This window comes from Isoptericola sp. b408, from assembly GCF_030588085.1.
GTDB lineage: Bacteria > Actinomycetota > Actinomycetes > Actinomycetales > Cellulomonadaceae > Isoptericola > Isoptericola sediminis.
In genome coordinates this window covers 1,081,704-1,105,818 of record NZ_JAUQYQ010000001.1, presented here as the reverse complement: position 1 = coordinate 1,105,818, position 24,115 = coordinate 1,081,704, and the positions used below count along the sequence as shown (strand labels likewise).

General features: G+C 72.0%; 23 protein-coding genes. 1 reads left to right on the top strand and 22 read right to left on the bottom strand.

Features of this window, described 5'->3' with window-relative positions:
- Positions 1 to 43: 43 nt before the first annotated feature.
- From nrdH to Q6347_RS05080, 22 genes are all read right to left on the bottom strand, one after another.
- Positions 44 to 286, bottom strand: a complete 243-nt coding sequence (gene nrdH, locus Q6347_RS05185) for a glutaredoxin-like protein NrdH (protein WP_171245504.1) — start codon at positions 284 to 286, stop codon at positions 44 to 46.
- A gap of 566 nt (positions 287 to 852) precedes the next feature.
- Positions 853 to 2,115: an N-acetylglucosamine-6-phosphate deacetylase gene (locus Q6347_RS05180; RefSeq protein ID WP_304606827.1), complete on the bottom strand. Its 1,263-nt coding sequence runs from the start codon at positions 2,113 to 2,115 to the stop codon at positions 853 to 855.
- Positions 2,116 to 2,165: 50 nt separating this feature from the next.
- Entirely contained in the window at positions 2,166 to 2,861 is a 696-nt protein-coding gene (gene nucS / locus Q6347_RS05175; RefSeq protein ID WP_171245502.1) for an endonuclease NucS, read from the bottom strand.
- 21 nt (positions 2,862 to 2,882) lie between these two features.
- Positions 2,883 to 3,293 (bottom strand): DUF2550 domain-containing protein, encoded by a 411-nt coding sequence (locus tag Q6347_RS05170; RefSeq protein WP_304602413.1) that lies wholly within the window; start codon positions 3,291 to 3,293, stop codon positions 2,883 to 2,885.
- Positions 3,294 to 3,315: 22 nt separating this feature from the next.
- Positions 3,316 to 3,603, bottom strand: a complete 288-nt coding sequence (locus tag Q6347_RS05165) for a F0F1 ATP synthase subunit epsilon (protein ID WP_304602414.1) — start codon at positions 3,601 to 3,603, stop codon at positions 3,316 to 3,318.
- Between the two features lie 100 nt (positions 3,604 to 3,703).
- The gene (gene atpD / locus Q6347_RS05160) at positions 3,704 to 5,188 is read right to left on the bottom strand and encodes a F0F1 ATP synthase subunit beta (RefSeq protein ID WP_304602415.1); all 1,485 of its coding nucleotides are present in this window, start codon (positions 5,186 to 5,188) and stop codon (positions 3,704 to 3,706) included.
- 64 nt (positions 5,189 to 5,252) lie between these two features.
- Positions 5,253 to 6,152, bottom strand: a complete 900-nt coding sequence (locus tag Q6347_RS05155; protein ID WP_304602416.1) for a F0F1 ATP synthase subunit gamma — start codon at positions 6,150 to 6,152, stop codon at positions 5,253 to 5,255.
- 4 nt (positions 6,153 to 6,156) lie between these two features.
- Positions 6,157 to 7,785: a F0F1 ATP synthase subunit alpha gene (gene atpA / locus Q6347_RS05150; RefSeq protein ID WP_304602417.1), complete on the bottom strand. Its 1,629-nt coding sequence runs from the start codon at positions 7,783 to 7,785 to the stop codon at positions 6,157 to 6,159.
- Between the two features lie 79 nt (positions 7,786 to 7,864).
- Positions 7,865 to 8,680, bottom strand: a complete 816-nt coding sequence (locus tag Q6347_RS05145) for a F0F1 ATP synthase subunit delta (RefSeq protein ID WP_171245496.1) — start codon at positions 8,678 to 8,680, stop codon at positions 7,865 to 7,867.
- The gene (locus tag Q6347_RS05140) at positions 8,680 to 9,267 is read right to left on the bottom strand and encodes a F0F1 ATP synthase subunit B (protein WP_171245495.1); all 588 of its coding nucleotides are present in this window, start codon (positions 9,265 to 9,267) and stop codon (positions 8,680 to 8,682) included. Before Q6347_RS05140 ends, Q6347_RS05145 begins: the two co-directional genes overlap by 1 nt.
- Positions 9,267 to 9,503 carry an ATP synthase F0 subunit C gene (locus Q6347_RS05135; RefSeq protein WP_098464265.1) on the bottom strand — a complete coding sequence of 79 codons (237 nt, stop codon included), beginning with the start codon at positions 9,501 to 9,503 and terminating at the stop codon, positions 9,267 to 9,269. Before Q6347_RS05135 ends, Q6347_RS05140 begins: the two co-directional genes overlap by 1 nt.
- A gap of 104 nt (positions 9,504 to 9,607) precedes the next feature.
- On the bottom strand, positions 9,608 to 10,402 hold the full coding sequence (gene atpB, locus Q6347_RS05130) for a F0F1 ATP synthase subunit A (RefSeq protein WP_171245494.1): 795 nt from the start codon (positions 10,400 to 10,402) through the stop codon (positions 9,608 to 9,610).
- Positions 10,403 to 10,624: 222 nt separating this feature from the next.
- On the bottom strand, positions 10,625 to 11,101 hold the full coding sequence (locus tag Q6347_RS05125) for a hypothetical protein (protein WP_304606826.1): 477 nt from the start codon (positions 11,099 to 11,101) through the stop codon (positions 10,625 to 10,627).
- Positions 11,098 to 12,282 carry a glycosyltransferase family 4 protein gene (locus tag Q6347_RS05120; protein ID WP_304602419.1) on the bottom strand — a complete coding sequence of 395 codons (1,185 nt, stop codon included), beginning with the start codon at positions 12,280 to 12,282 and terminating at the stop codon, positions 11,098 to 11,100. The genes Q6347_RS05125 and Q6347_RS05120 overlap by 4 nt, the downstream gene beginning before the upstream one ends.
- The gene (locus tag Q6347_RS05115) at positions 12,279 to 12,938 is read right to left on the bottom strand and encodes an L-threonylcarbamoyladenylate synthase (protein ID WP_304606883.1); all 660 of its coding nucleotides are present in this window, start codon (positions 12,936 to 12,938) and stop codon (positions 12,279 to 12,281) included. The genes Q6347_RS05120 and Q6347_RS05115 overlap by 4 nt, the downstream gene beginning before the upstream one ends.
- Before the next feature lie 5 nt (positions 12,939 to 12,943).
- Positions 12,944 to 13,891, bottom strand: a complete 948-nt coding sequence (gene prmC, locus Q6347_RS05110) for a peptide chain release factor N(5)-glutamine methyltransferase (protein WP_304606825.1) — start codon at positions 13,889 to 13,891, stop codon at positions 12,944 to 12,946.
- Positions 13,884 to 14,975: a peptide chain release factor 1 gene (gene prfA, locus Q6347_RS05105; RefSeq protein ID WP_304602421.1), complete on the bottom strand. Its 1,092-nt coding sequence runs from the start codon at positions 14,973 to 14,975 to the stop codon at positions 13,884 to 13,886. The genes prmC and prfA overlap by 8 nt, the downstream gene beginning before the upstream one ends.
- Before the next feature lie 230 nt (positions 14,976 to 15,205).
- Positions 15,206 to 15,418, bottom strand: a complete 213-nt coding sequence (gene rpmE, locus Q6347_RS05100; protein WP_171245490.1) for a 50S ribosomal protein L31 — start codon at positions 15,416 to 15,418, stop codon at positions 15,206 to 15,208.
- A 119-nt stretch (positions 15,419 to 15,537) separates the two neighbouring features.
- Positions 15,538 to 17,406 carry a transcription termination factor Rho gene (rho, locus tag Q6347_RS05095; protein WP_369810812.1) on the bottom strand — a complete coding sequence of 623 codons (1,869 nt, stop codon included), beginning with the start codon at positions 17,404 to 17,406 and terminating at the stop codon, positions 15,538 to 15,540.
- Between the two features lie 276 nt (positions 17,407 to 17,682).
- Positions 17,683 to 18,642 (bottom strand): homoserine kinase, encoded by a 960-nt coding sequence (gene thrB, locus Q6347_RS05090; protein WP_304602423.1) that lies wholly within the window; start codon positions 18,640 to 18,642, stop codon positions 17,683 to 17,685.
- Position 18,643: 1 nt separating this feature from the next.
- A complete protein-coding gene (gene thrC, locus Q6347_RS05085) occupies positions 18,644 to 19,750 on the bottom strand; it encodes a threonine synthase (RefSeq protein WP_304602424.1) in 1,107 nt (368 codons plus the stop codon).
- Positions 19,751 to 19,752: 2 nt separating this feature from the next.
- A complete protein-coding gene (locus tag Q6347_RS05080; RefSeq protein ID WP_304603069.1) occupies positions 19,753 to 21,123 on the bottom strand; it encodes a homoserine dehydrogenase in 1,371 nt (456 codons plus the stop codon).
- Positions 21,124 to 21,383: 260 nt separating this feature from the next.
- Here Q6347_RS05080 and Q6347_RS05075 point away from each other — a divergent pair, with 260 nt between their 5' ends.
- On the top strand, positions 21,384 to 24,074 hold the full coding sequence (locus Q6347_RS05075) for a S8 family serine peptidase (protein ID WP_304602425.1): 2,691 nt from the start codon (positions 21,384 to 21,386) through the stop codon (positions 24,072 to 24,074).
- Positions 24,075 to 24,115: the final 41 nt, after the last annotated feature.

The window sequence follows — 24,115 nt, the reverse complement described above, 5'->3', positions numbered from 1 at the left end:
GGCCCGGTCGCGCGGGTCGAGTGCGCGACCGGGCCGGAGATCGTCAGGCCGTGACGGCCTGCTGCGCCGCGAGGGCGCTGATCTGGTCGGGGCGGAAGCCCGACCAGTGCGTGTCACCCGCGACGACGACCGGCGCCTGCAGGTAACCGAGCTCACGGACCATCTCGAGCGCCTGGGCATCCTCGGTGATGTCCACGACGGAGTACTCGACGCCCTTGCGGTCCAGTGCCCGGTAGGTCGCGTCGCACTGCACGCAGGACGGCTTGCTGTAGACCGTGACGCTCATCTCGCACTCCCTGTCTCTGCCGCCACCGGGGCGGCCGGTCGATGTCCCCTGACAACCTGGCCTCGACGTCCGAACCGGACGGTCGCGGCTGGCTCTGCGGCCCCGAGGGGGCCCTCACCAGGAACGACACCGGTGGAACTACGTCGATGTGATTCACCTCGGAGCCTGCGGCCCCGACGTGCTCTCAACACTACACCTAGTGTTCGCCGCGCACCTGCCCACGACATGTTGTGTTTGTCATCGCTGTGATTTCACCCGTGTAGTTCTCCGCGGAGGCCGTGGACGACGCGCCGCGAGCCTGTGGACCCAGCATCCCAGGAGCCTCCGACACGGCCGCGCGGCGCCGTCCTCCGACCGGCCGTCCCCGCCGGTCCGCCGTGTCCGCAGGCCGCCCACCGACGGTCCACACGGTGTGGACGGCCGGTGTCCACACCATGTGGACGACCCGGGACCGCGGATGCCCCTCGGGTTCGTCGAGACGGAGTGCGGACCGCCCGCACCGGCGTGTCGTCCGCGGCGCGTCGGTCGCTCCGGCTCCCTGCCGTGGCGCGACTCACCCTCGACGGTCAGACGGGGCGGCCGCCACGGCACACGTGCTGCACCCGCAGGTCCCGGTCGACCACGAGGACGTCGGCCCGGCGCCCGGCGACCAGTCCTCCGACGTCGGTCGCCCCGAGCACCCCTGCCGGCACCCACGAGGCGCTCCGGACGGCGGCGACGAGCGGGACACCGGCCTCGACCGCGCAGCGGACCACGTCGATCAGGTGCGCGGTGCTGCCGGCGATCGCCCCGCCCTGAGGATCCTCGGGGTCGGCGAGCCGCGCCACACCGTCGCGGACGACCACGGACATCGGGCCGAGCTCGTAGTCCCCGTCGTCCATCCCGGCCGCCGCCATCGCGTCGGTGACGAGCGCGACCTGGTCCACGCCGACCGTCTGCATCACGGTGCGGACGGTGGCGGGGTCCAGGTGCACGCCGTCGCCCACCAGCTCGACCACGAGGTCGCCCCGCGACGCCGCCGCCAGGCAGGCGGCGACCGGCCCCGGGTGACGGTGGTGCAGCGGACGCATGCCGTTGAACAGGTGCGTGGCGGTCATCCGCGACGAGCCACCGGCCTCGGCCAGGTCCGCGGCCACCTGCCGCAGCAGCGCCTCCGACTGCTCGGTCGTGGCGTCGGTGTGCCCCAGCGACGGCACGACGCCGGCGCGCACCAGCGCCGTCGCGACGCCGCCCGGTCCGGTCACGCCGTCGACCTCGGGCGCGACGGTCATGGTGCGCAGATGGCCCCGGGACGCCTCGCGCAGGTCGCGCACGAGCCGGACGTCGCCGGGGACGAGGCGGCTGGGGTCCTGGGCGCCGCAGCGGGCCGCGGACAGGAACGGTCCCTCGGCGTGGATCCCCGCGATCTCCCCCGCGTCCGCGAGGTCCGCCAGCAGGGCGGCCCGCGCGAGGAGCGTCTCCCGGTCGGCCGTCACGAGCGAGGCCAGCAGCGTCGTCGTGCCGTGGCGCCGGTGCTCCAGCACGGCCGTCATCGCCTCGTCGACGGAGGTGGCGTCCGGGAACCCCGCCCCGCCGCCGCCGTGGTTGTGCAGGTCGACCAGGCCGGGCAGCACGTAGGTGCCGGGCGGGGGTTCCTCGGCACGGGCCACCTCGTCACCCACTCCGGCGGCCGCGGCCTCCTCGAGCGGGCCCGCCCACACGATCCGGTCGTCGGCGACCACGACCGCGCCGTCACGGACCAGTCGGTCGGGCGTAACCACGTCCCCGCGCAGCGCGAAGACGGACGGAGGGCGAGGGCTGTCCTGAGCATCGGAGGGATCGGTGACCATGCACCCATCCTGCCGCACCGCGCTGACCTGGGCCGCGCTGTCTCGTCCGGCTAGAAGAGGCGCGAGTCCGGGTCGTCGACCCCGCGCATGGCGTCGTAGTCCAGGACCAGGCAGTCGATCCCCCGGTCGCCGGCCAGCACCCGGGCCTGCGGCTTGATCTCCTGCGCCGCGAACACGCCCCGGACCGGGGACAGCAACGGGTCCCGGTTCAGCAGCTCCAGGTACCGGGTGAGCTGCTCGACCCCGTCGATCTCGCCGCGCCGCTTGATCTCGACGGCGACGGTCCCGCCGTCGGCGTCACGGGCCAGGATGTCCACCGGGCCGATGGCGGTCATGTACTCGCGCCGGACCAGCGAGTGGCCGGTCCCGAGGAGCTCGATCTGCGCGGCCAGCAGCTCCTGCAGATGCGCCTCGACGCCGTCCTTGACCAGCCCCGGGTCCACGCCCAGGTCGTGGTCGGAGTCGTGCACGACGTCGTACAGGTCGATCTCCAGGCGGTCGTCGGACTTCTGGTGCTGGACGGTCCACACCGCCGTCACGCCCCGGGCAGCCGACTCCTCGTCGGGCTCGGCGGCGGACATCGTGCACGGCGGGCTCATCCAGTTCAGCGGCTTGTAGGAGCCGCCGTCGGAGTGCAGCAGCACGCTCCCGTCCGCCTTGACCACCAGCAACCGGGTGGCCAGCGGCAGGTGGGCGGTCAGGCGACCCGTGTAGCGGGCCGAGCAGCGGGCGACGACCAGTCTCACGCTCTCCCCTTCGTGGCTCGGTCAGACGACGAGGTCGCGTCGTCCGGGCGGGGCGGACTCCAGCCAGGAGGCGAGTCCGGCATAGGCACCCGCTGACATCGTCAGCTCGAAGTCGGTCCCGTCGTACCGACAGCGCACCAGGTACTGGTCGACCTGGCCGGCCAGGTCGAGAGGTGCCCGGCCCGTCACCTCGAGCCGGTCACGACGCCAGCTCCGTGCCGGGCGCGGGGCCAGGGACCAGCACCGGAACCAGTCGATCCGGCCCACGCCGTAGTGTGCGATGCCGGCCGACCACGCGCCGGACGGGTTGTCGCCGGGCCGGGCACCGCACTGGAACGACCCGACCCGGCGTGACAGCCGGCGGAGACGCGAGCCCCCGACGACGAGCACGAGGGCGAGCACGAGCACGACGGCGAGGACCGTCCAGAGCACGTACCCCACCGTCGCCGCCCCCTCAGGCCAGCGCCGACTCGCGTCCGGAGACCTCGGTGACCTCGTCGACGACGATCGTGACGACGTCGTCGTCCACCGAGAGGAACCCGCCGTCGACGTGGACCTCGACGGCGACCTGTCCGGCTGCGGTCGAGACCTTGACCGTTCCCGGCCGCAGCACCGCCAGCATCGGGGTGTGGCCGGCGAGGATGCCCACCTGGCCTTCGGCGGACGGGGCGCTGACCTCGCGGGCCGCTCCGGACCAGACCTTGCGGTCCGCCGCGACCAGGTCGACGTTCAGCTCTGCCATGTCGGGCTCCAGGGTTCTTCAGTCGAGAGTGGTGCGGCGTCGCCCCGCCGCCACCGTGGTGCACGGCAGGGCGACGCCGTCGGGATGCGCGACGTGGCCGTCAGGCCCCGTACTCCTTCTGGATCTTCGCCCAGTTGCGCTCGAGGTCCTCGAGACCACCGATGTTGTAGAAGGCCTGCTCGGCCACGTGGTCGTACTCGCCCTCGGTGATCTTCTTGAAGGCCTCGACCGTCTCGCTCAGCGGGACCGTCGAACCCTCGACACCCGTGAACTTCTTGGCCATGTACGTGTTCTGCGAGAGGAACTGCTGGATGCGGCGGGCGCGCGCCACCAGCGTCTTGTCCTCCTCCGAGAGCTCGTCGACACCGAGGATCGCGATGATGTCCTGCAGCTCCTTGTTGCGCTGCAGGATCGACTTCACCGCGGTGGCGACGTCGTAGTGCTCCTGGCCCACGTAGCGCGGGTCGAGGATGCGCGACGTCGAGGTCAGCGGGTCGATCGCCGGGTACAGACCCTGCGAGGCGATCTCACGGGAGAGCTCCGTGGTCGCGTCGAGGTGGGCGAACGTCGTCGCCGGCGCCGGGTCGGTGTAGTCGTCCGCCGGCACGTAGATCGCCTGCAGCGAGGTGATCGAGTGGCCACGGGTCGAGGTGATGCGCTCCTGGAGCAGACCCATCTCGTCCGCGAGGTTCGGCTGGTAGCCCACGGCGGACGGCATGCGGCCGAGCAGCGTGGAGACCTCGGAACCCGCCTGCGTGAAGCGGAAGATGTTGTCGATGAACAGCAGCACGTCCTGCTTCTTCACGTCGCGGAAGTACTCCGCCATCGTGAGCGCGGACAGGGCGACGCGCAGACGCGTGCCCGGCGGCTCGTCCATCTGCCCGAAGACCAGGGCGGTCTTGTCGAAGACGCCGGCCTCGTCCATCTCGTGGATCAGGTCGTTGCCCTCACGCGTGCGCTCACCGACACCGGCGAACACGGAGACACCGCCGTGGTCCTGGGCGACACGCTGGATCATCTCCTGGATGAGGACCGTCTTGCCGACGCCCGCACCACCGAAGAGACCGATCTTGCCACCCTGCACGTACGGGGTCAGCAGGTCGATCGACTTGATGCCCGTCTCGAACATCTGGGTCTTCGACTCGAGCTGGTCGAACGCCGGCGGCTTGCGGTGGATCGGCCACCGCTCGGTGACCTCGAGGGTCTCGCCCTCGGGGAGGTTGAGCACATCACCGGTGACGTTGAAGACCTTGCCCTTGGTGACGTCACCGACGGGCACGGAGATCGGGGCGCCCGTGTCGGTGACGACGGCCCCGCGGACCAGACCGTCGGTCGGCTTCAGGGCGATCGCCCGCACCAGCGAGTCGCCCAGGTGCTGGGCGGTCTCGAGCGTCAGGGTGAAGGTGTTCTCCTCCTCCCCCAGGCCCGACAGGTCGATGTCGACCTGGAGGGCGTTGTAGATCTCGGGGATCGAGTCCTCGGGGAACTCGATGTCGACGACAGGGCCGATCACCCGCGCGACACGGCCGGTCCCCGGCTCGGTCGCGGCGGCGCCGTGCGCTGCTTCCGCGGTGGTGGCGGTCATTGCTTGCCTCGCTTCGAAAGGTTCGGGTGTGAGTTCGTCGATCGACGGCGTCGGACGTGGTGCGTCACGACGCCGCGAGGGCGTCAGCACCCGAGACGATCTCGCTGATCTCCTGGGTGATGTCCGCCTGGCGAGCCTGGTTCGCCAGGCGCGTGTAGGTACGGATCAGGTCCTGGGCGTTGTCCGTCGCGGTGTGCATCGCGCGCTGGCGGGAGGCCAGCTCGGAGGCCGCGGCCTCCAGCATGAAGCTGAAGATGCGGCTGCGCACGTACCGCGGCAGCAGGGAGTCGAGGACGGCTTCGGGCGACGGCTCGAAGTCGTACAGCGGCAGGGCGTCGTTCTCCCCGGGGACGGCCACTCCCTCGACGACCTCGAGCGGGAGCATCCGCACGCGCCGGGGACGCTGGCTGACCATGTTGACGAACTGCGTGTAGACCACGTGCAGCTCGCCGACGCCGCCCTCGGCCTCCGGGGCGAGGAACGCGCCGAGCAGGGTGTCGGCGATCTCCCCGGCCACGTCGGCCTGCGGGCTGTCCGAGCCGTACGACCACTGGCCCGCCATCTCGCGCTCCCGGTAACGGAAGTACGAGATCGCCCGACGGCCGGTCGCGTAGAGGGCGACCTCCTTGCCCTCGGCCTGCAGCCGGGCCACGACGCGCTCGGTCTCGCGGATGATCGAGGCCGAGTAGGAGCCCGCCATCCCGCGGTCCGAGGCGATGACGAGGACCGCGGCCCGGTTCGTGTCGGTGCGTTCCGTGGTCAGCGGGTGGTCGGTCGCCGTGTGTGTCGCGACGGCCGACACGGCACGGGTGATCGCCCGCTCGTACGGCGCGGCGGCGGCCGTCCGGCCACGAGCCTTGCCGATGCGCGAGGCAGCGATCAGCTCCTGCGCGCGGAACACCTTCTTCAGCGACTGCGTCGACTTGATCCGCTGCTTGTAGACGCGCTGGGATCCTCCGGCCATACGATCAGCCCTTCTTCTGCACGACGAGCTGCTCCTGCTCGGCGTCCGCGGCGTCGGTGTCGGGCTCGCCGCCGACCAGCGGGGAACCGTCGCCCTTGAGGAAGCCGTCGCGGAAGTCCTCGACGGCCGCGGTGAGCGCGTCCTCGGTGTCCTGCTCCAGCTTGCCGGTCTCCACGATGGTGGTGAAGACGTCGGTGTTGCGGCGCAGGTGCTCGATGAACTCGGACTCGAAGCGCTTGACGTCGTCCACCGGGACGTCGTCCAGCTTGCCACGGGTACCGGCCCAGATGGAGGCGACCTGCTCCTCGACCGGGTACGGCGTGTACTGCGGCTGCTTGAGCAGCTCCATCAGCACCGCACCGCGGGCGAGCTGACCGCGCGAAGCGGCGTCGAGGTCGGAGGCGAACATGGCGAACGCCTCGAGCGCGCGGTACTGGGCCAGCTCCAGCTTCAGCGTGCCGGAGACCTTCTTCATGGCCTTGACCTGGGCGTCACCGCCGACGCGGGAGACCGAGATCCCGACGTCGACCGCCGGGCGCTGGTCCGCGTTGAACAGGTCGGACTGCAGGAAGATCTGACCGTCGGTGATGGAGATGACGTTCGTCGGGATGTACGCCGAGACGTCGTTCGCCTTGGTCTCGATGATCGGCAGACCGGTCATCGATCCGGCGCCCATCTCGTCCGAGAGCTTCGCGCAACGCTCGAGCAGCCGGGAGTGCAGGTAGAAGACGTCACCGGGGTACGCCTCGCGGCCCGGCGGGCGGCGCAGCAGCAGCGACGTGGCGCGGTAGGCCTCGGCCTGCTTCGACAGGTCGTCGAAGATCACCAGCACGTGCTTGCCGGCGTACATCCAGTGCTGGCCGATGGCCGAACCGGTGTAGGGCGCGAGGTACTTGAAGCCGGCCGGGTCGGAGGCCGGGGCCGCCACGATCGTGGTGTACTCCAGCGCGCCGGCCTCCTCGAGGGCGCCGCGCACCGAGGCGATCGTGGAGCCCTTCTGACCGACCGCGACGTAGATGCAGCGCACCTGCTTGTCGGGGTCGCCGGAGTCCCAGTTCGCCTTCTGGTTGATGATCGTGTCGATCGCGATCGCCGTCTTGCCGGTCTGGCGGTCACCGATGATCAGCTGACGCTGACCGCGGCCGATCGGGATCATCGAGTCGATGGCCTTGATGCCGGTCTGCAGCGGCTCGTGGACCGACTTGCGCTGCATGACGCCGGGGGCCTGGAGCTCCAGGGCGCGGCGGCCGTCGGTGTCGATGTCGCCGAGACCGTCGACCGGGTTGCCCAGCGGGTCCACGACGCGGCCGAGGTAGCCCTCGCCGACGGGGACCGACAGGACCTCACCGGTGCGGCGGACCTCCTGGCCCTCCTCGATACCGGTGAACTCGCCGAGGACGACGACACCGATCTCGCGGACGTCCAGGTTCAGCGCCAGGCCGAGCGTGCCGTCCTCGAAACGCAGCAGCTCGTTGGCCATGGCGCCGGGCAGGCCTTCGACGTTGGCGATGCCGTCGGCGGCGAAGGTCACGCGGCCGACCTCTTCGGTCGCCGCTCCTTCGGGCTCGTAGGACTTCACGAAGCTGTCCAGCGCGGCGCGGATCTCTTCCGGCCGGATCGTCAGCTCAGCCATTGCTCTTCTCCTGTCGTGGCCGCAGTCTGCGACCGAACGTTCGTCTGCGCCGACCCACGGCCGGCTGGGCGTCAAGTTGTCAGCCGGCCAGCCGGCGACGGGCGTCAGCCAGGCGGGACAGCACGGTGGAGTCGACGACGTCGGCGCCGACCTGGATACGCAGCCCACCGACCACGGCCGGGTCGACCGTGACGTTGAGCTGGACGGCACGCCCGTAGGCACGTTCGAGGATCTCGCCGAGGCGCTCCTCCTGTGCCGCGGAGAGCACCGAGCCGCTCGTCACCGACGCCACGAGACGGTTGCGGCGCTCGGCCGCGACGTCGCCGTACCAGACCAGCGTGGGGACGAACCGACGTCCGCGCAACGAGGTCGTCGCGCGGCGCGCCAGCGCCACCGTGATCTCGTCGGCCTTGCCGGCCAGCAGCGCCTCGACCAGCCCGACCCGCTGCTCGCGGGCCGAGGTCTCGTCCGAGAGGGCCTGGCGGGCAGCACGCTGCCCGACCAGGGCGCGGGTCAGGACGAAGAGCTCGTCCTCGACGGTCTCCAGCGCGCCCCGCGACTCCGCCGCGGCGAGCATGGCGTCGACCGCCAGGCGCTCCACGGCGTCACCGAGATCGGCGTCGCTCGACCACCGCGACCGGACCAGGCCGGAGACGAGGTCGACGACACGCTCGTCGAACCCGTCGGCCAGCACGGCCGTGACGAGGCGCGCCTTGTCCTCGCCGTCCCGCGAGGGGTCCGCGAGCGAGCGGCGCAGCGGGGCCGACCCGTCGAGCGCGCTCACGACGGCGAACAGCTGCTCGCCCAGCGTGGCGGCCTCGGTCCCTGCGGACCGCAGCACCGGCTCGAACCGCTCCTGGGCGGCGGCCAGGGATGCTCCGCTCGTGCCTCGCATCAGCCCTCCTCGCTCCTCGTGGTCGCGACCTGCTCGGCCTCGAGCTCGTCGAGGAACCGGTCGACGACGCGCGACTGGCGCGCGCTGTCCTCCAGCGACTCACCGACGATCTTCGACGCGAGCTCGGTCGCCAGGGTGCCGACCTCGGTCCGCAGCGAGACCGCCGCGGCCTGACGCTCGGCCTCGATCTGACGGTGTGCCGTCTCGACGATGCGTGCCGCCTCGTCGTTGGCCTTGGCCTTCAGCTCGGCGACGATGGCCGTGCCCTCGGCACGGGCCTCCTCGCGCGTCTTCGAGGCCTCGGCACGGGCCTCGGCGAGCTGCTGGTGGTACTCCGCCAGCGCTGCCGCAGCCTCCTGCTGCGCCTTCTCGGCCTTGGCCAGACCGCCCTCGATCTTCGCCGTGCGCTCGTCCAGGACCGCCTGGAACCGAGGCAGGACGTACCGGTAGAAGACGACCGCGATGACGGCGAGGACGACCGACGACCAGATGATGTCGTACCAGGCGGGGATGAAGAGGTCGATCCCCTCCGCTGCCGTTTCTTCCGCCGCCACGATGACCGGGGCGGCGGTGTGCGCCGCCGCCATCACGCGGCCGGGAACAGGAAGCCGGCGACGAGGCCGAGGAGGGCGAGCAGCTCGACGAAGGCGACACCGAGGAACATGGTGGCGCGCAGCTGACCGGCGACCTCGGGCTGGCGGGCCATGCCCTCGATCGTCTTGCCGATGAGGATGCCGAGACCGATGCCCGGGCCGACCGCGGCGAGGCCGTAGCCGACAGCGTTGAGGTTACCGGTGACCTCGGCGAGGGTGGTGACGTCCACTGGGTTTCCTTCCGTTGGGCGTCGGGCCGGTCGGCCCGACGTCGCTGACTTGCGTCTGGGTGGGTAGGTGGGCGTGCCGTGTCAGGAAGCCTGATCCTCCAGGATCAGTGCTCCTCCTCCAGCGACAGGCTGATGTAGACCGCGGCGAGCAGGGCGAAGATGTACGCCTGCAGCAGCGCGACCAGGATCTCGAACAGGGTGACGGCGAAGCCACCCGCGAGGGTCAGTGCGGCGATGCCCTTCAGCGCCGGCGCCGCCTCGAGGAGGAAGAACTGGGTCGCCGCGAAGCAGAGCACCAGCATGATGTGCCCGGCGATCATGTTGGCCGCGAGTCGCAGCGCGAGCGAGAGCGGCCGGACCACGAGGATCTGCACCAGCTCGATCGGCGTGACGATGAAGTAGATCGGCCACGGGATCCCGGGCGGGAAGAGGTTGTTCTTCAGGTAGCCGCCGAGGCCGTGCTTGGCGATGCCGACCCACCAGTAGGTCACGAAGACCCACAGCGCCAGCACCAGCGGCAGGCCGATCCGGGCGGTACCGGCCATGTTGAGGAACGGGATGATGCCCGTGATGTTGAACGCGAGGATCGACAGGAAGATCGTCGTCAGCATCGGGACGAAGCGACGGGCGTTCGTCTTGCCGAGGATCTCCTCAGCGATCTGCACGCGCACGAAGTCGAGGATGATCTCGATCGCGCCCTGGAACCGTCCGGGCACGAGCTTCGCGCGCCGCGCGGCCACCACGAAGACGGTCAGCAGCACCGCCATCGCGATGATGCGGATGATCCAGATCCGGTCGATCTGGAAGATCGTGTCCTCGAAGAGGATCGCCGGCGGGAAGAATTCGTCGATGGACGGCACATGGAAGCCGCCCTCCCCTTCGGAGGCGGCGAACAGCATGGGGGTCGCTGACGTGAACAGGAGGACTCCCGGGTGGTCGAAGGTCTTTCGGCACTCCACGCTGAAGCGGGCACGCCATCGGACCTGGCCGTCATGGATTCGCGGACAGCCTACTAGATGAACTCGGATGGTCCGACACCGAAGGGCCACTTCGGCAGCGGAATCGTGCGGCTTGTGAACAATGGCACGTGCAGCCGTCCCACCTGGGGGCTTCGTCGCAGGTCAGGGCTGCACGTACGGCATCCGCGCCCCGCGCACGGCCTGGTAGTCGAGCAGCGCCGACCCGACCGCTCCGAGTGCCAGCACGACGAACAGCACGTAGGGGTCGTAGAAGTCCGCTCCGCGCAGCAGCACCAGCACGACGACGAGCACCACGATCTTCGCCAGCCAGGCGCCCATGACACCGGCCGCCATGGCGGTCGGCGACGCGCCGACGGTGCGCTGCATCGACCAGATCGTGGTGGCGCAGAAGAACGCTGCCAGCCCCGCACCGACGAGGGCGCCCCAGACGCCCGCCGTCCCGGCCACGAACCAGCCGACGAGGCCGCCCCCGACCACCAGCACCCCGACCAGCAGCAGCGTCGACCGCATGGCGCGACGCAGCATCGCGCGCTCGGAGGACTGGACCTCCTCGTGCGTGCGCCCCTCGACGCCCTCGGGCTCCTCCGGGCGGTCCGGGGTGGCGTTCTGCTCGGTCATGGTCGGTCTCCTTCTCCGGAGGGCGTCGGGGTGGACGACGCCGCCACCGGGTTCGCCCCCGAGGCCACGTCGTCGTCGAGGAAGCGCCCGCGCGTGCGCAGCGGGCCGAGCGTGAGCACCAGGGCCACGACGACCGCCACGACGAGCCAGGCGAGCACCACCTGCCAGCGCCACGCCACCAGTGCCGCCGTGCCGAAGGCGAAGACCGCCGTCCAGACGTACAGGATGAGCACGGCGCGGCGGTGCGAGTGCCCCAGGGCGAGCATGCGGTGGTGCAGGTGCATCCGGTCGGGGGCCATCGGCGACTTGCCGGCGGCCAGCCGGCGGACGACCGCCATCGTCATGTCGAGCAGCGGCAGGAGCGTCACGGCCAGCGGCAGCAGCAGCGGGATGAAGATCGTGGCCCGCTGCGCGCCCGACAGGGCGTCGGTGACGGTCGGGTCGAAGCTGCTGGTGATCGAGATCGCCGCTCCGGCGAAGACCAGCCCCAGGATCATCGACCCCGAGTCGCCCATGAAGATGTGCGACGGGTAGAAGTTGTGCGGCAGGAACCCGAGGCACACGCCGACCAGCACCGCGGTCATCATCGTCGCGAAGCTCGAGTAGTCGGCCGGGCTCGCCTGCTGGGTGAGGAAGTACGTGTAGAGGAAGAACGCCGACCCGCCGATCGCGACGATGCCGGCGGCGAGGCCGTCGAGCCCGTCCACGAAGTTCACGGCGTTCATCGCGACCACGATGACGAGGATCGTGACGAACAGCGACAGCCGGGCCGACGGGATCGTCAGGCCACCGGGCATCGGCAGCGCGGTCAGCTGGACCTGGTTCACGACGAGGAACCCCGCGGCGAGGATCTGCCCCGCGAGCTTCGTCATCCAGTCCAGGTCCCAGATGTCGTCGGCCCACCCGAGCAGGCAGACGATCACCGCTCCGCCGACGACGCCGAACACCTGGGGTTCGGCGAAGACCCCCGCGAGGAACGGCATGCGGGAGGCCAGCAGCACGGCGACGACGATCCCGAGCAGCATCGCCAGACCGCCCAGCCGTGGTGTCGGCTGGACGTGCACGTCGCGGGCCCGGACCGCGGAGATGGCGTTGGTCCGCCGGGCGACCCAGCGGGCACCGGGTGTCGCCAGGTACGTCACCGCCGCGGCGATGAGCATGACCAGCAGATATGCCCTCACCCGGGGTTCCCCTCGGAGGTCTCGTCGAGGCCCAGCACGGGCGCGATCTCGCGCAGCGCCGCGAGCGTCACCGCGCCCTGGCGCACCACGCGCATCTCCGGGCCGGTCGCGTCGACGATCGTCGAGGCGACACCGCCCGGGGCGGTGCCCCCGTCGAGGTAGCAGCCCACCGCGTCACCGAGCTGGTCGACGGCCTCGGCGGCCTCGGTGGCCGCGGGCCCCCCGGTGCGGTTGGCGCTGGAGACGGCCAACGGCCCCGTGCGGCGCAGCAGCGCGAGCGCCGCCGGGTGGTCGGGCATCCGCAGCGCGACCGTGCCGTGGGTCTCGCCCAGGTCCCACTGCAGGGACGGCTGGGACCGCAGGATGATGGTGAAGCCCCCCGGCCAGAACGCCTCGACCAGCGCACGTGCCGAGGCGGGCACGTCGACGGCGAGCCCGTCCAGCGTGCGGGTGTCCGGCACGAGGACGGGCGGGGGCATCTGCCGCCCCCGTCCCTTCGCCGCGAGCAGCGCGGCGACGGCGTCCGCGTCGAACGCGTCCGCACCGATCCCGTAGACCGTGTCGGTCGGGAGGACGACGAGTCCGCCCCGGGAGATCGTGTTGACGGCCTCGTCGATCGCGGGGCCCCAGGAGTTCTCGTCGGTGACATCGTGCACGGTGCTCACTCGCCCCAGTCTGTCACGGTTCGTCGTCCGGACGGTGCGTCGACCGGCTGCCGGGCGACCACCATGCGGGGTCGGCCGGTGAGGTCCTCGGCGGTGCGCACGTCGACCAGACCGGCCGCCGCGGCCAGCTCCCGCGCACCGGCGGCCTGCACCTCGGCGTGCTCCATGACGAACAGCCCGCCCGGCCGCAGCAGCCGGGCCGCCGCCCTGGCGACGCCCCGGGGCACCTCCAGCCCGTCGGCGCCGAGGCCGTACAGGGCCACCCCGGGATCGTGGCCCGCGACCTCCGGGTCCCGGGGCACGGCCGTCGGCGGCACGTACGGCGGGTTGGACACCACGACGTCGACCGTGCCGTCCCACGCGGTGAGAGCCGTGCGGGCGTCCCCCCGGACCGGCCGGACGTCGGCACCGGCGGCACCGGCCACCGCCGCGACGTTGCGCTCGGTCCACCGGTACGCCTCGCGGTCCAGCTCCACCGCGTGGACGACGGCGCCCGGCACCTCCGTGGCCACCGCCAGCGCGATGGCCCCGGACCCGGTGCACAGGTCGACGACGACGACGCTCCCCCGGTCGGCGACGACGGCCGTGGCCTCGTCGACCGCGACCTGGGCGACCTGCTCGGTCTCCGGGCGCGGCACGAACACCCCGGGCCCGACGGCCAGCTCGAGGTGCCGGAACGGCGCCGTGCCCGTCAGGTGCTGCAGGGGCTCCCGGCGTGCCCGGCGCTCGACGAGCCCCGCGAACCGCTCCCCCGGGCCGGGGCCGGCCGGGGCGCCGCCGTCGGGCAGCGGGGCGTCGAGCACGGAGAGCCGCCGGACCTCGCCCCGCGGCACGTCCAGGACGTGGGCCAGGAGCAGCTCGGCGTCGGTGCGCGGCGACGGGACGCCGGCGGCGGCCAGCCGTCGCGACGCCTCGCGCAGCAGGGCGCCGACCGTGTCAGGCATCGCCGGCGGCCGCGAGCCGGGCGGCCTCGTCGGCGTCGACGGCCGACCGGATGAGGGCGTCCAGGTCCCCGGCCAGCACGTGGTCGAGGTTGTAGGCCTTGAAGCCGGTGCGGTGGTCCGCGATGCGGTTCTCCGGGAAGTTGTACGTCCGGATCCTTTCGCTGCGGTCGACGGTGCGCACCTGCGACCGGCGCAGGTCCGCGGCCTCGGCGGCGGCGGCCTCCTGCCGGGCGGCCAGCAGCCGCGCCCGGAGCACGCGCATCGCCTGCTCCTTGTTCTGCAGCTGCGACTTCTCGTTCTGCATCGACACGACGATGCCGGTGGGCTCGTGCGTGATCCGCACGGCGGAGTCGGTCGTGTTCACCGACTGCCCGCCGGGCCCGGAGGACCGGTAGACGTCGATGCGCAGGTCGTTCGGGTCGATCTCGACCTCGCCGGGGTCGTCGACCTCGGGCAGCACCAGCACCCCGGCGGCCGACGTGTGGATCCGTCCCTGGGACTCGGTGACCGGCACCCGCTGGACGCGGTGCACCCCGCCCTCGTACTTGAGGTTCGCCCAGACACCGTCCGCGGGGTCGTCCGGGGTGCCGCGGGACTTCACCGCGAGCTGGACGTCCTTGAACCCGCCGAGCTCGGTCTCGGTGGACTCCAGCACCTGCGTCGCCCACCCCCGACGTTCCGCGTAGCGCAGGTACATGCGCAGCAGGTCACCGGCGAACAGTGCGGACTCGTCGCCGCCCTCGCCGGCCTTGATCTCCAGGATCACGTCGCGGCCGTCGTCGGGGTCGCGCGGCACGAGGACGCGGCGCAGGTGCTCGGCGGCCTCGGCCTCGGCCTCCTGCAGCGCGGGGACCTCCGCGGCGAACGACTCGTCCTCGTCGGCGAGCTCGGCCGCCGCGGCGGCGTCGTCCCGGGCGGTGCGCCAGGACCGGTAGGCGCCGACGACCCGGTTGAGCTCGGCGTACCGCCGTCCCAGGGTGCGGGCACGACCGGGGTCGGCGTGGACGGCCGGATCGGCGAGCTCGCGCTCGATCTCGGCATGCTCCGCCAGCAGCGGCTCGGCCACCGCGAAGTCCTCGGTCACGTCGTCTCCGTCCGGTCGTTCCTCGGCGCAGCGCCGCGGCGCCGCCGGGTCGCGTGTCGGGGGGGCGACCCGCGGATCAGCCTAGAACCTGCCGGCCGGGGCGGGTTCGGAGCCGATCCACCGGGCGGTGCACCCTGCGGCACCGCCCGGACATGCGACAGCGCCGGTGGTCCCGCGGCCGACTGCCCCTGGAGAGGTTGTCGGGCGGACCACCGGCGCTGCCGGAGGTGCTACTTGTCCTTCTTGCCGTAGCGCGCCTGGAACCGGGCCACGCGGCCACCGGTGTCGAGGATCTTCTGCTTGCCCGTGTAGAACGGGTGGCAGGCGCTGCAGACGTCGGCGTTGATCTTGCCGGAGGTCTCCGTGCTGCGGGTCACGAAGGTGTTGCCGCAGGTGCAGGTGACCTCGGTGAGGACGTACTCGGGGTGGATACCGCTCTTCATGATGCTCCTTGGTGTGATGCCTCCGGGTCGCCTCGCAGGACCGCGAGCCGTGAACCGGCAGGCCGACGAACCATTGTGCCAGAACACCTGTCCTGGCGGGGATGTTCCCGGGTGTGACCTCAGACGGTCTCGCCGGGACGGTCGTCCGTGAGGCCGGACGGCGTGGTCTTCTGGACCTGGAGCAGGAACTCGACGTTGCTCTTGGTGTCCTTGAGCTTGCCGAGCAGCAGCTCGATGGCCTGCTGCTGGTCCAGTGCGCCCATGACGCGACGCAGCTTGTAGACGATGCCGAGCTCCTCCTTGGACATGAGGATCTCCTCGCGGCGGGTGCCGGACGCGTTGACGTCCACCGCCGGGAAGATCCGCCGGTCCGCGAGGTTGCGCGACAGCCGCAGCTCCATGTTGCCGGTGCCCTTGAACTCCTCGAAGATCACCTCGTCCATCTTCGAGCCCGTCTCGACCAGCGCCGAGCCCAGGATGGTCAGCGAACCGCCCTCCTCGATGTTGCGCGCGGCACCGAAGAACTTCTTCGGCGGGTAGAGCGCCGCGGCGTCCACACCGCCGGAGAGGATCCGGCCCGAGGCCGGGGCCGCCAGGTTGTAGGCGCGCGACAGGCGGGTGATGGAGTCGAGCAGCACCACGACGTCCTGGCCGAGCTCGACCAGGCGCTTGGCACGCTCGATCGCGAGCTCGGCGACGATCGTGTGGTCCGAGGCGGGGCGGTCGAACGTCGAGGCGATGACCTCGCCCTTGACGGTCCGCTCCATGTCGGTGACCTCTTCGGGCCGCTCGTCCACGAGCACCACCATCAGGTGGACCTCGGGGTTGTTGGCCGTGATGGCGTTGGCGATCTGCTGCATGATGATCGTCTTGCCGGCCTTGGGGGGCGAGACGATCAGACCACGCTGGCCCTTGCCGACCGGGGCGACGATGTCGATCACCCGCGGGGTCAGGCGGGTCGCCTCGGGGTTCTCCAGGCGCAGGCGCTCCTGCGGGTACAGCGGGGTCAGCTTCGTGAACTCGGGACGCTGACGCGCCTCCTCCGGCGTCATCCCGTTGACGGTGTCGAGACGCACCAGCGCGGAGAACTTGTTGCGCGCGTTCTTGCCGCCCCCGCCCCCGCCGCTGGGCGGCTCCTCGCCGTCACGGGGCTGCCGGATGGCGCCCACGACGGCGTCGCCGCGGCGCAGCCCCGACTTGCGGACCTGGTTCATCGAGACGTAGACGTCCTTCGGCCCGGGCAGGTAGCCGCTGGTCCGCACGAACGCGTAGTTGTCGCGGATGTCGAGGATGCCCGCGACGGGGAGCAGCACGTCGTCCTCGCGGACCTCCGGCTCCTCCAGGGGCATGTCCGGCCCGTTGCCACCGCGGCCCCCGCGGTTGCGGCGCCGGTCGCGACCGCGGTCGCGGCCGCGACGACGGCGCGAGCCGGACTTCTCCTGCTGGTCGCCCTGCTGGCGGCCCTGGCCGCCCTGCTGACGACCCTGGTCGCCGCGGTCTGCGGACCGGTCGTCCTGACGGTCCTGACCGCCGCGGCCGCGGCCGCCCTCGCCGTCGCCCTTCGGGCCGGAGCCCGACTCCTGGCGGTCCGGCCGGGACTGGCGCTCCTTCGGCGCGGCGACGGCGTCGGCGAGCTCGGCGAGCCGCGCCTCACGGTCGTTCGTCGGGCCGGCGCCCTCCTGCGGGCCGCCGTCGACCCGCTGCTCCTGCCCGGTGGCGGCGCCGGAGCTGCGCACCGCGCGGCGGCGGCGCGGGGCGTCCTCCGCGGGCGCCTCGCTGCGGACCGAGGGAGCCGCGGTCGACGCGGCCGCGACGGGCTCGGCGGAGACGGGCTTGCCCGCTCCGGCCCCGCGACCGGCGTCGTCCTGGCGGTTGCCGCCGGAGGAGCGACGGGAGCGGATGGCGTCGGCCAGGTCGCTCTTGCGCATCCGGCTGGTTCCCTTGACGCCCAGCTGGGACGCCATCGCCTGGAGCTCGGCAAGCTTCATCGAGCTCAGGTTGTCGGTGGTGTTCGTCACGAAGGACCCTTCCCCCTCGTATGCGGTCCTGCGGGGCGTCCGCTCGGACCGGGGTGGCGGGCGACCGGGTGCAGGGGGCACCCGGACGCGAAACCTCGCATCAGTGGTACGACGACGTCGGCTGACGGGGTTGCTGACGGCCTCCGGCGCAGGACCCGACGAGCGGGCTGCGGTGGGGCAACGGACGGACGCATCGTGCAAACCATCATCACGTGACGATGCCGACGTGGGTCAGGAACGACAACCTCATGCTCGTCCTGCCACCGTCCCGAAGGCTTGGTCCATGCTACCACTCCTGCACACCGCTCCCGTGACGTCGATGCCGGGCCGCCAGGCACGCCAGCCCGCCATCCCGTCGACGAGGTCGGCGAGCAGACGGTCGAGACCGGCCGTCTGCCGCTCGGCCGCCAGCACCAGCACCGTCGGCCCCGCGCCGGAGACGGTCGCGGCGAACCCCTCGGCGCGCAGCGCACGCACGAGCTCCGCGGTCCCCGCCATCACCTCGGCCCGGTAGTCCTGGTGGATCCGGTCCTCCGTGGCGTCCAGCAGCAGCTCGGGACGGCGCGCCAGCGCCTCGACCAGGAGCGCCGCGCGGCCGGCCGTGAAGGCGGCGTCGGCGTGCGGCACCTGGGCGGGCAGGACGCCCCGCGCCCGGCTCGTCGAGAGCCGGGTGTCGGGCACCAGGACCGTGGCGGTGACCCGGGGGTCCACCTCGAGGTCGACGGCCCGCGGTCCCTGCGGTCCGGACCAGGCCACGGTGGCTCCGCCGCGCAGCGCCGGCGCGGCGTTGTCCGGGTGTCCCTCGAACTCCGTCGCGATGCCGAGCATGGCCGTCACGTCCAGGGCCTGCGGGTCCGCGAGCAGACCGCGCGCCGCGACGATCCCCGAGACCACGGCCGCGGCGGACGACCCCAGACCGCGGCCGTGCGGGATGCGGTTCGTGCACCGCATGCGCAGCCCGGTCAGCGGAGCGCCGGCGAGCTCGAGCGTGTGCCGCAGGGCCCGCACCACCAGGTGCTCCTCGCCGTCGGGCACCTGGCCGGCGCCCTCCCCGACGACCTCCACGCTGATCTCGTCGCTGGCGAGCAGGTCCACCTCGATCTCGTCGTGCAGGCCCAGCGCCAGGCCGAGGGCGTCGAACCCCGGACCGAGGTTGGCGCTGGTGGCCGGCACCCTCACGACCACGCGATCCGCACCGAGCTGCATCTCAGCCCAGCCCGAGGGCGTCGGCGACCGCCACGACGTCGGCCCCCACCCGGGTCGGGGTCACGTCGCCGCCGTCGGGCGTGCGCAGGGCCCACTGCGGGTCCTTCAGCCCGTGCCCGGTGACGGTGACCACCACCCGCGCACCGGCCGGCACCAGGCCGCGCTCGGCACGGGAGAGCAGCCCGGCGACGCCCGCGGCCGAGGCCGGTTCGACGAAGACGCCCACGTCGGCGGACAGCACCCGGTGCGCGGCGAGGATCTCGGCGTCGGAGACCGCCTCGATGAACCCCCCGGAGTCGTCCCGGGCCGCCTCGGCCTGCGCCCAGGAGGCGGGGTTCCCGATGCGGATCGCGGTGGCGATCGTCTCGGGGTCGACGGGGTGGCCCGCGACGATGGGTGCGGCGCCGGCCGCCTGGAAACCCCACATCGCGGGGGTGCGCGTCGCCACCGCGACCGGCGCGGCACCCGGGCCGTCCTCGCTCGTCGGGATACCGGCGTACTCGCGGTACCCCTTCCAGTAGGCCGTGATGTTCCCGGCGTTGCCGACCGGCAGCGCGTGGATGTCGGGAGCGTCGCCCAGGGCGTCGACCACCTCGAAGGCCGCGGTCTTCTGCCCCTCGATGCGGTCCGGGTTGACCGAGTTGACGAGCTCGACCGGGTAGGCCTCGGCCAGCTTGCGCGCCACCACGAGGCAGTCGTCGAAGTTGCCGTCGATCTGCAGCAGCTGGGCACCGTGCGCGACCGCCTGGCTCAGCTTGCCCATCGCGATCTTGCCCTCCGGCACCAGCACGGCGCAGACCATGCCGGCGCGGGTGGCGTACGCGGCGGCCGACGCCGAGGTGTTCCCGGTGGAGGCGCACACGACGGCCTGCGCGCCGCGTGCGGCAGCCGTGGAGATCGCCGTCGTCATCCCCCGGTCCTTGAACGAGGCGGTCGGGTTCATGCCCTCGACCTTGACGAACACCTCCGCGCCGGTGCGCTGAGAGAGCGCGGGCGCCTCGACGAGGGGGGTGCCGCCCTCGCCGAGGGTCACGATCTTCTCGGCGACGTGGGCCGGCAACCGGTCGGCGTACTCGGTGATGACACCCCGCCACTGATGGGCCGGCATGCTCAGACTCCCTCGACTCGCAGGACGGACGTGATCTGACGGACGGGCTCCAGGTCGCGCAGGGCGGACACCGTCGCGGCGAGCGACGCCTCCCGGGCGGCGTGGGTGGTGATGACGAGGCGGGCCACGGGCTCGCCCTCGTCCCGCACCGCACCCGGCGCGGGCTCCGAGGCGGGCTCGGCCTCGAACGGTGCGGTGAGGGCCTCGCTCTGGCGCACGGTGTCGATGGACACGCCGTGGTCCGCCAGCACGCCGGCGACCTGGGCGAGCACACCGGTGCGGTCCGCCACCTCGAGCCGCACCTGGTAGCGCGTGATCGCCGCGTCGGCCGCCAGGACCGGCAGCGAGGCGTACGCCGACTCGTGCGGGCCCTTGCCGCCGATCAGCCGGTCGCGGGCTGCCGAGACGACGTCGCCCAGCACCGCCGAGGCCGTGGGACGCCCACCGGCGCCCTGGCCGTAGAACATCAGCGGACCGGCACCCTCCGCCTCCACGAAGACGGCGTTGAACGCCCCGCGCACGGCGGCCAGCGGGTGGTCGGTCGGCACCAGCGCCGGGTGGACCCGCGCTGCGACGCCCTCGTCGGTGCGCTCGGCGATGGCGAGCAGCTTGAGCACGTACCCCGTGCGGCGGGCCCACTCGACGTCGTCCCGGGTGATGTGGCGGATGCCCTCGCGGGCCACCTGGTGGATCGACACGCGGGTGTGGAACGCGAGCGAGGCGAGGATGGCCGCCTTGGCCGCGGCGTCGTAGCCGTCGACGTCGGCCGTGGGGTCGGCCTCGGCGTACCCGAGCTCCTGGGCGCGCTTGACGACGTCCTCGAGGTCGAGCCCCTGCGTGGTCATCTCGTCCAGCACGTAGTTCGTGGTGCCGTTGACGATGCCGAGCACCCGCTGGACCTGGTCCCCGGCCAGCGACTCTCGCACGGGTCGGACGATCGGGATGGCACCCGCGACGGCGGCCTCGAAGGAGAGGTCGGCGCGGGCGGTGTCCGCCGCCTCGAACAGCACCGGCCCCTGCTCGGCGAGCAGCTGCTTGTTGGCGGTGACGACGCTGGCGCCCCGCTCGAGAGCCCGCAGGATCAGGGTGCGGGCCGGCTCGATGCCGCCCATCAGCTCGACCACGACGTCGGCCGCGTCGACGAGCGCCTCGGCGTCCTCGGTCAGCAGCGCCGCCGGGACGCCCTCGCGCTCCCGCGAGGCGTCCCGCACGGCGATGCCCACCACTTCGAGCGGCGCACCGGCCCGGGCCGCCAGCTCGGCGGAGTTCTCCAGCAGGCCGTGGGCGACCTCGGTGCCGACCACGCCGCACCCGAGCAGAGCGACGCGCAGGGGGCGTCGCTCACGGCGGTCAGGGTCCGACGGCGCCGTCACGGCGGGCCGGTGGTCTGCAGCGGGCACGGGGCCACCTTCACTTCGAACGTGCGGGATCGAGGCTCAGGATAGCCGCGCACGGATCCCGGCCGGACACGCCGTCCGCATCGTGACGCCGATCGTTGGAACGGCGGTCCCGGACATCACGATCCGGTCACAGTGTGATGCCATGCACACTTGCCCGATACACCTGTGTCACACATCACGCTTAGTGTGTGCGCCACATCAACCCAATCTGGGAGGACACTGTGCGCATCACCATGCGACGACGCCCGGTCGTGGGCGCGCTCGCCGCGTTCGGCCTCGCTGCCACCACCGTGGCGCTGCCGAGCATCGCGACCGCAAACGACCCCGACGGCCCGGAAGCCCTGGCCCCGGTGCACACCGCCCCGGCCGGCGACGAGGACACGCTGGTCAACGAGACGCCCGGCGCCTGGTTCGTCGAGCTGGAGAGCCCGCCGACCGCCCAGGGCAGCTCGCGCGCCCAGGTGGGCCGCGAGCACTCCGCGTTCAAGGACGCGGCCGGCGCGGCCGGCGTCGACTACACCGAGCGCGAGGAGTTCACGAGCCTGTTCAACGGGTTCTCCATCGACATGGACAGCTCGCAGCTCGGCCGCCTCCAGGCGACCAAGGGCGTCAAGGCCATCTACCCGATGGTCCAGCTCTCCGTGCCGGAGCCGCAGACCGCGGCGATCCCCGACATGGCGACGGCTCTCGCGATGACCGGCAGCGACGTGGCGCAGAACGAGCTGGGCCTCACCGGCGCCGGCGTCAAGGTCGCCGTGATGGACACCGGCATCGACTACGCCCACCCCGACTTCGGCGGCGGCGAGTTCCCGACCGAGCGCGTGGCCTACGGGTACGACTTCGTCGGTGACGCCTACGACGCCGGGTCCCCCGACGCCGACGCGCGTGTCCCCCAGCCCGACGGCGACCCGATGGACTGCCAGGGTCACGGCACCCACGTGGCCGGCATCGTCGGTGCCGACGGCGACGTCGTCGGCGTGGCCCCCGAGGTCACCTTCGGCGCCTACCGGGTGTTCGGCTGCGAAGGCTCCACCGAGGCCGACATCATGATCTCCGCCATGGAGATGGCCCTCGAGGACGACATGGACATCCTCAACATGTCCATCGGCTCGGCCTTCACCTGGCCCAGCTACCCGACGGCGAGCGCCTCGAACGCCATGGTGGACGCGGGCATGATCGTCGCCGCCTCCATCGGCAACTCCGGCCGCTCCGGCGTCTACTCGGCCGGCGCCCCGGGCGTCGGCGAGAAGGTCATCGGCGTCGCGTCGGTCGACAACACCAACACCGACGCCGCCAAGGCGGTCGCGAACCCCTCGGGCGAGCCGGTGGCCTACACGGTGCTCTCCACCGTGGCCGCTCCGACGGCCGGTGAGACCACCGACGCGATGGTCCACGTCGGTCGCGGCTGCGTCGACACCCTCGGCGACACCCTGCTCGCCGACCCCACGGGCATGACCGCCCTGGTCGACCGCGGCAGCTGCACGTTCGAGGAGAAGTACGCCTCCGCGGTGGCCGCCGGTGCGACCGCCGTCGTCATCGCGAACAACATCCCCGGCCTGTTCAACGGCGGCGGGGTCACCGACCAGGGTGTCCCCGGCGTCGGCATCAGCCTCGCCGACGGCGACATGCTCAAGGCGCAGATGGACGCGGGCGAGACCGTCACGCTCACCTGGACCGACGAGACGGTCTCGGTCGTCAGCCCCACGGGTGGCGAGAAGAGCGACTTCAGCTCCTACGGCCTGGCTCCGGACCTGTCCCTCAAGCCGGACCTGGCCGCGCCGGGTGGCAACATCCGCTCGACGTACCCGCTGGCCAAGGGCGGCTACGCCACGCTGTCGGGCACCTCGATGGCCGCTCCGCACGTCGCCGGCGCCGCCGCGCTGCTGCTCGAGGCGGACCCGGAGATCGCCGCCACCGAGATGCGGGACCTGCTGCAGAACACGGCCGAGCCGATCCTGTATGCCGGTGCCTACGTCGAGACCGTGCACGGCCAGGGTGCCGGCCTGATCGACGTCCCGGCCGCCTACGCCGCGACGACCTCGGTCACCCCGGCGAAGATCTCGCTCGGTGAGTCCGTCGTCGACCGGGTCGACGGCGAGCCGGTCTTCGAGCCGGTCACGACGACGCTGACCGTCGCGAACGACTCCGACGCCGAGGTGACCTACACCATGGGCCACACCACGGCGCTGGCGACCTACGGCGACACCTTCGCCCCGACGCTCTCGACCATCGCCGGCACGGCGGAGTTCTCGGACACCGAGGTCACCGTGCCTGCCGGGGAGTCGGCCGAGGTCGACGTCACGATCACCTCGCCGGGCTTCGACGGCTACCAGGTGCTCTACGGCGGGTTCATCGAGATCACCGGTGACGACGGCTCGGAGACCTCGGTCCCCTACGCCGGCTTCGACGGCGACTACCAGGACATCGAGGCGATCACCCCGATCGACCTCGGCGACGGCGAGATGGTCGACGTCCCGTGGATCTCGCGGATCTCGGAGTGCGCCGAGTTCGTCGAGTTCGACTGCATCGACCCGATGGGCTCGTACAGCGAGGCCGGCGGCGAGACCTTCTCCCTCGAGTGGGTCGACGGTCTGCCGGACTACCCGTACGTGCTGGCCCACTTCGACCACCAGGTCGAGGACTTCACGCTGACGGTCATCGACTCGAAGGACCGCGTCAAGGGCTCCTTCACGGTCGCCGCGGACCTGGGGCCGCTCGGTCGCAACGAGTCGTCCACCGGTGTCCAGGCGTTCGTCTGGGACGGCACCGTGACGAAGGCCAGGGGCAACACCACCGTCACCAAGGATCTGAAGGACGGCGAGTACAGCCTGAAGATCGACGCCCTCAAGGCGAACGGTGACCGGTCGAACCCCGACCACTGGGAGACCTGGACGTCCCCCGAGTTCACCATCGACCGTCCCTGACGGTCCGCACGACGAACGGCCCCGTCCCCTGCTGCAGGGGG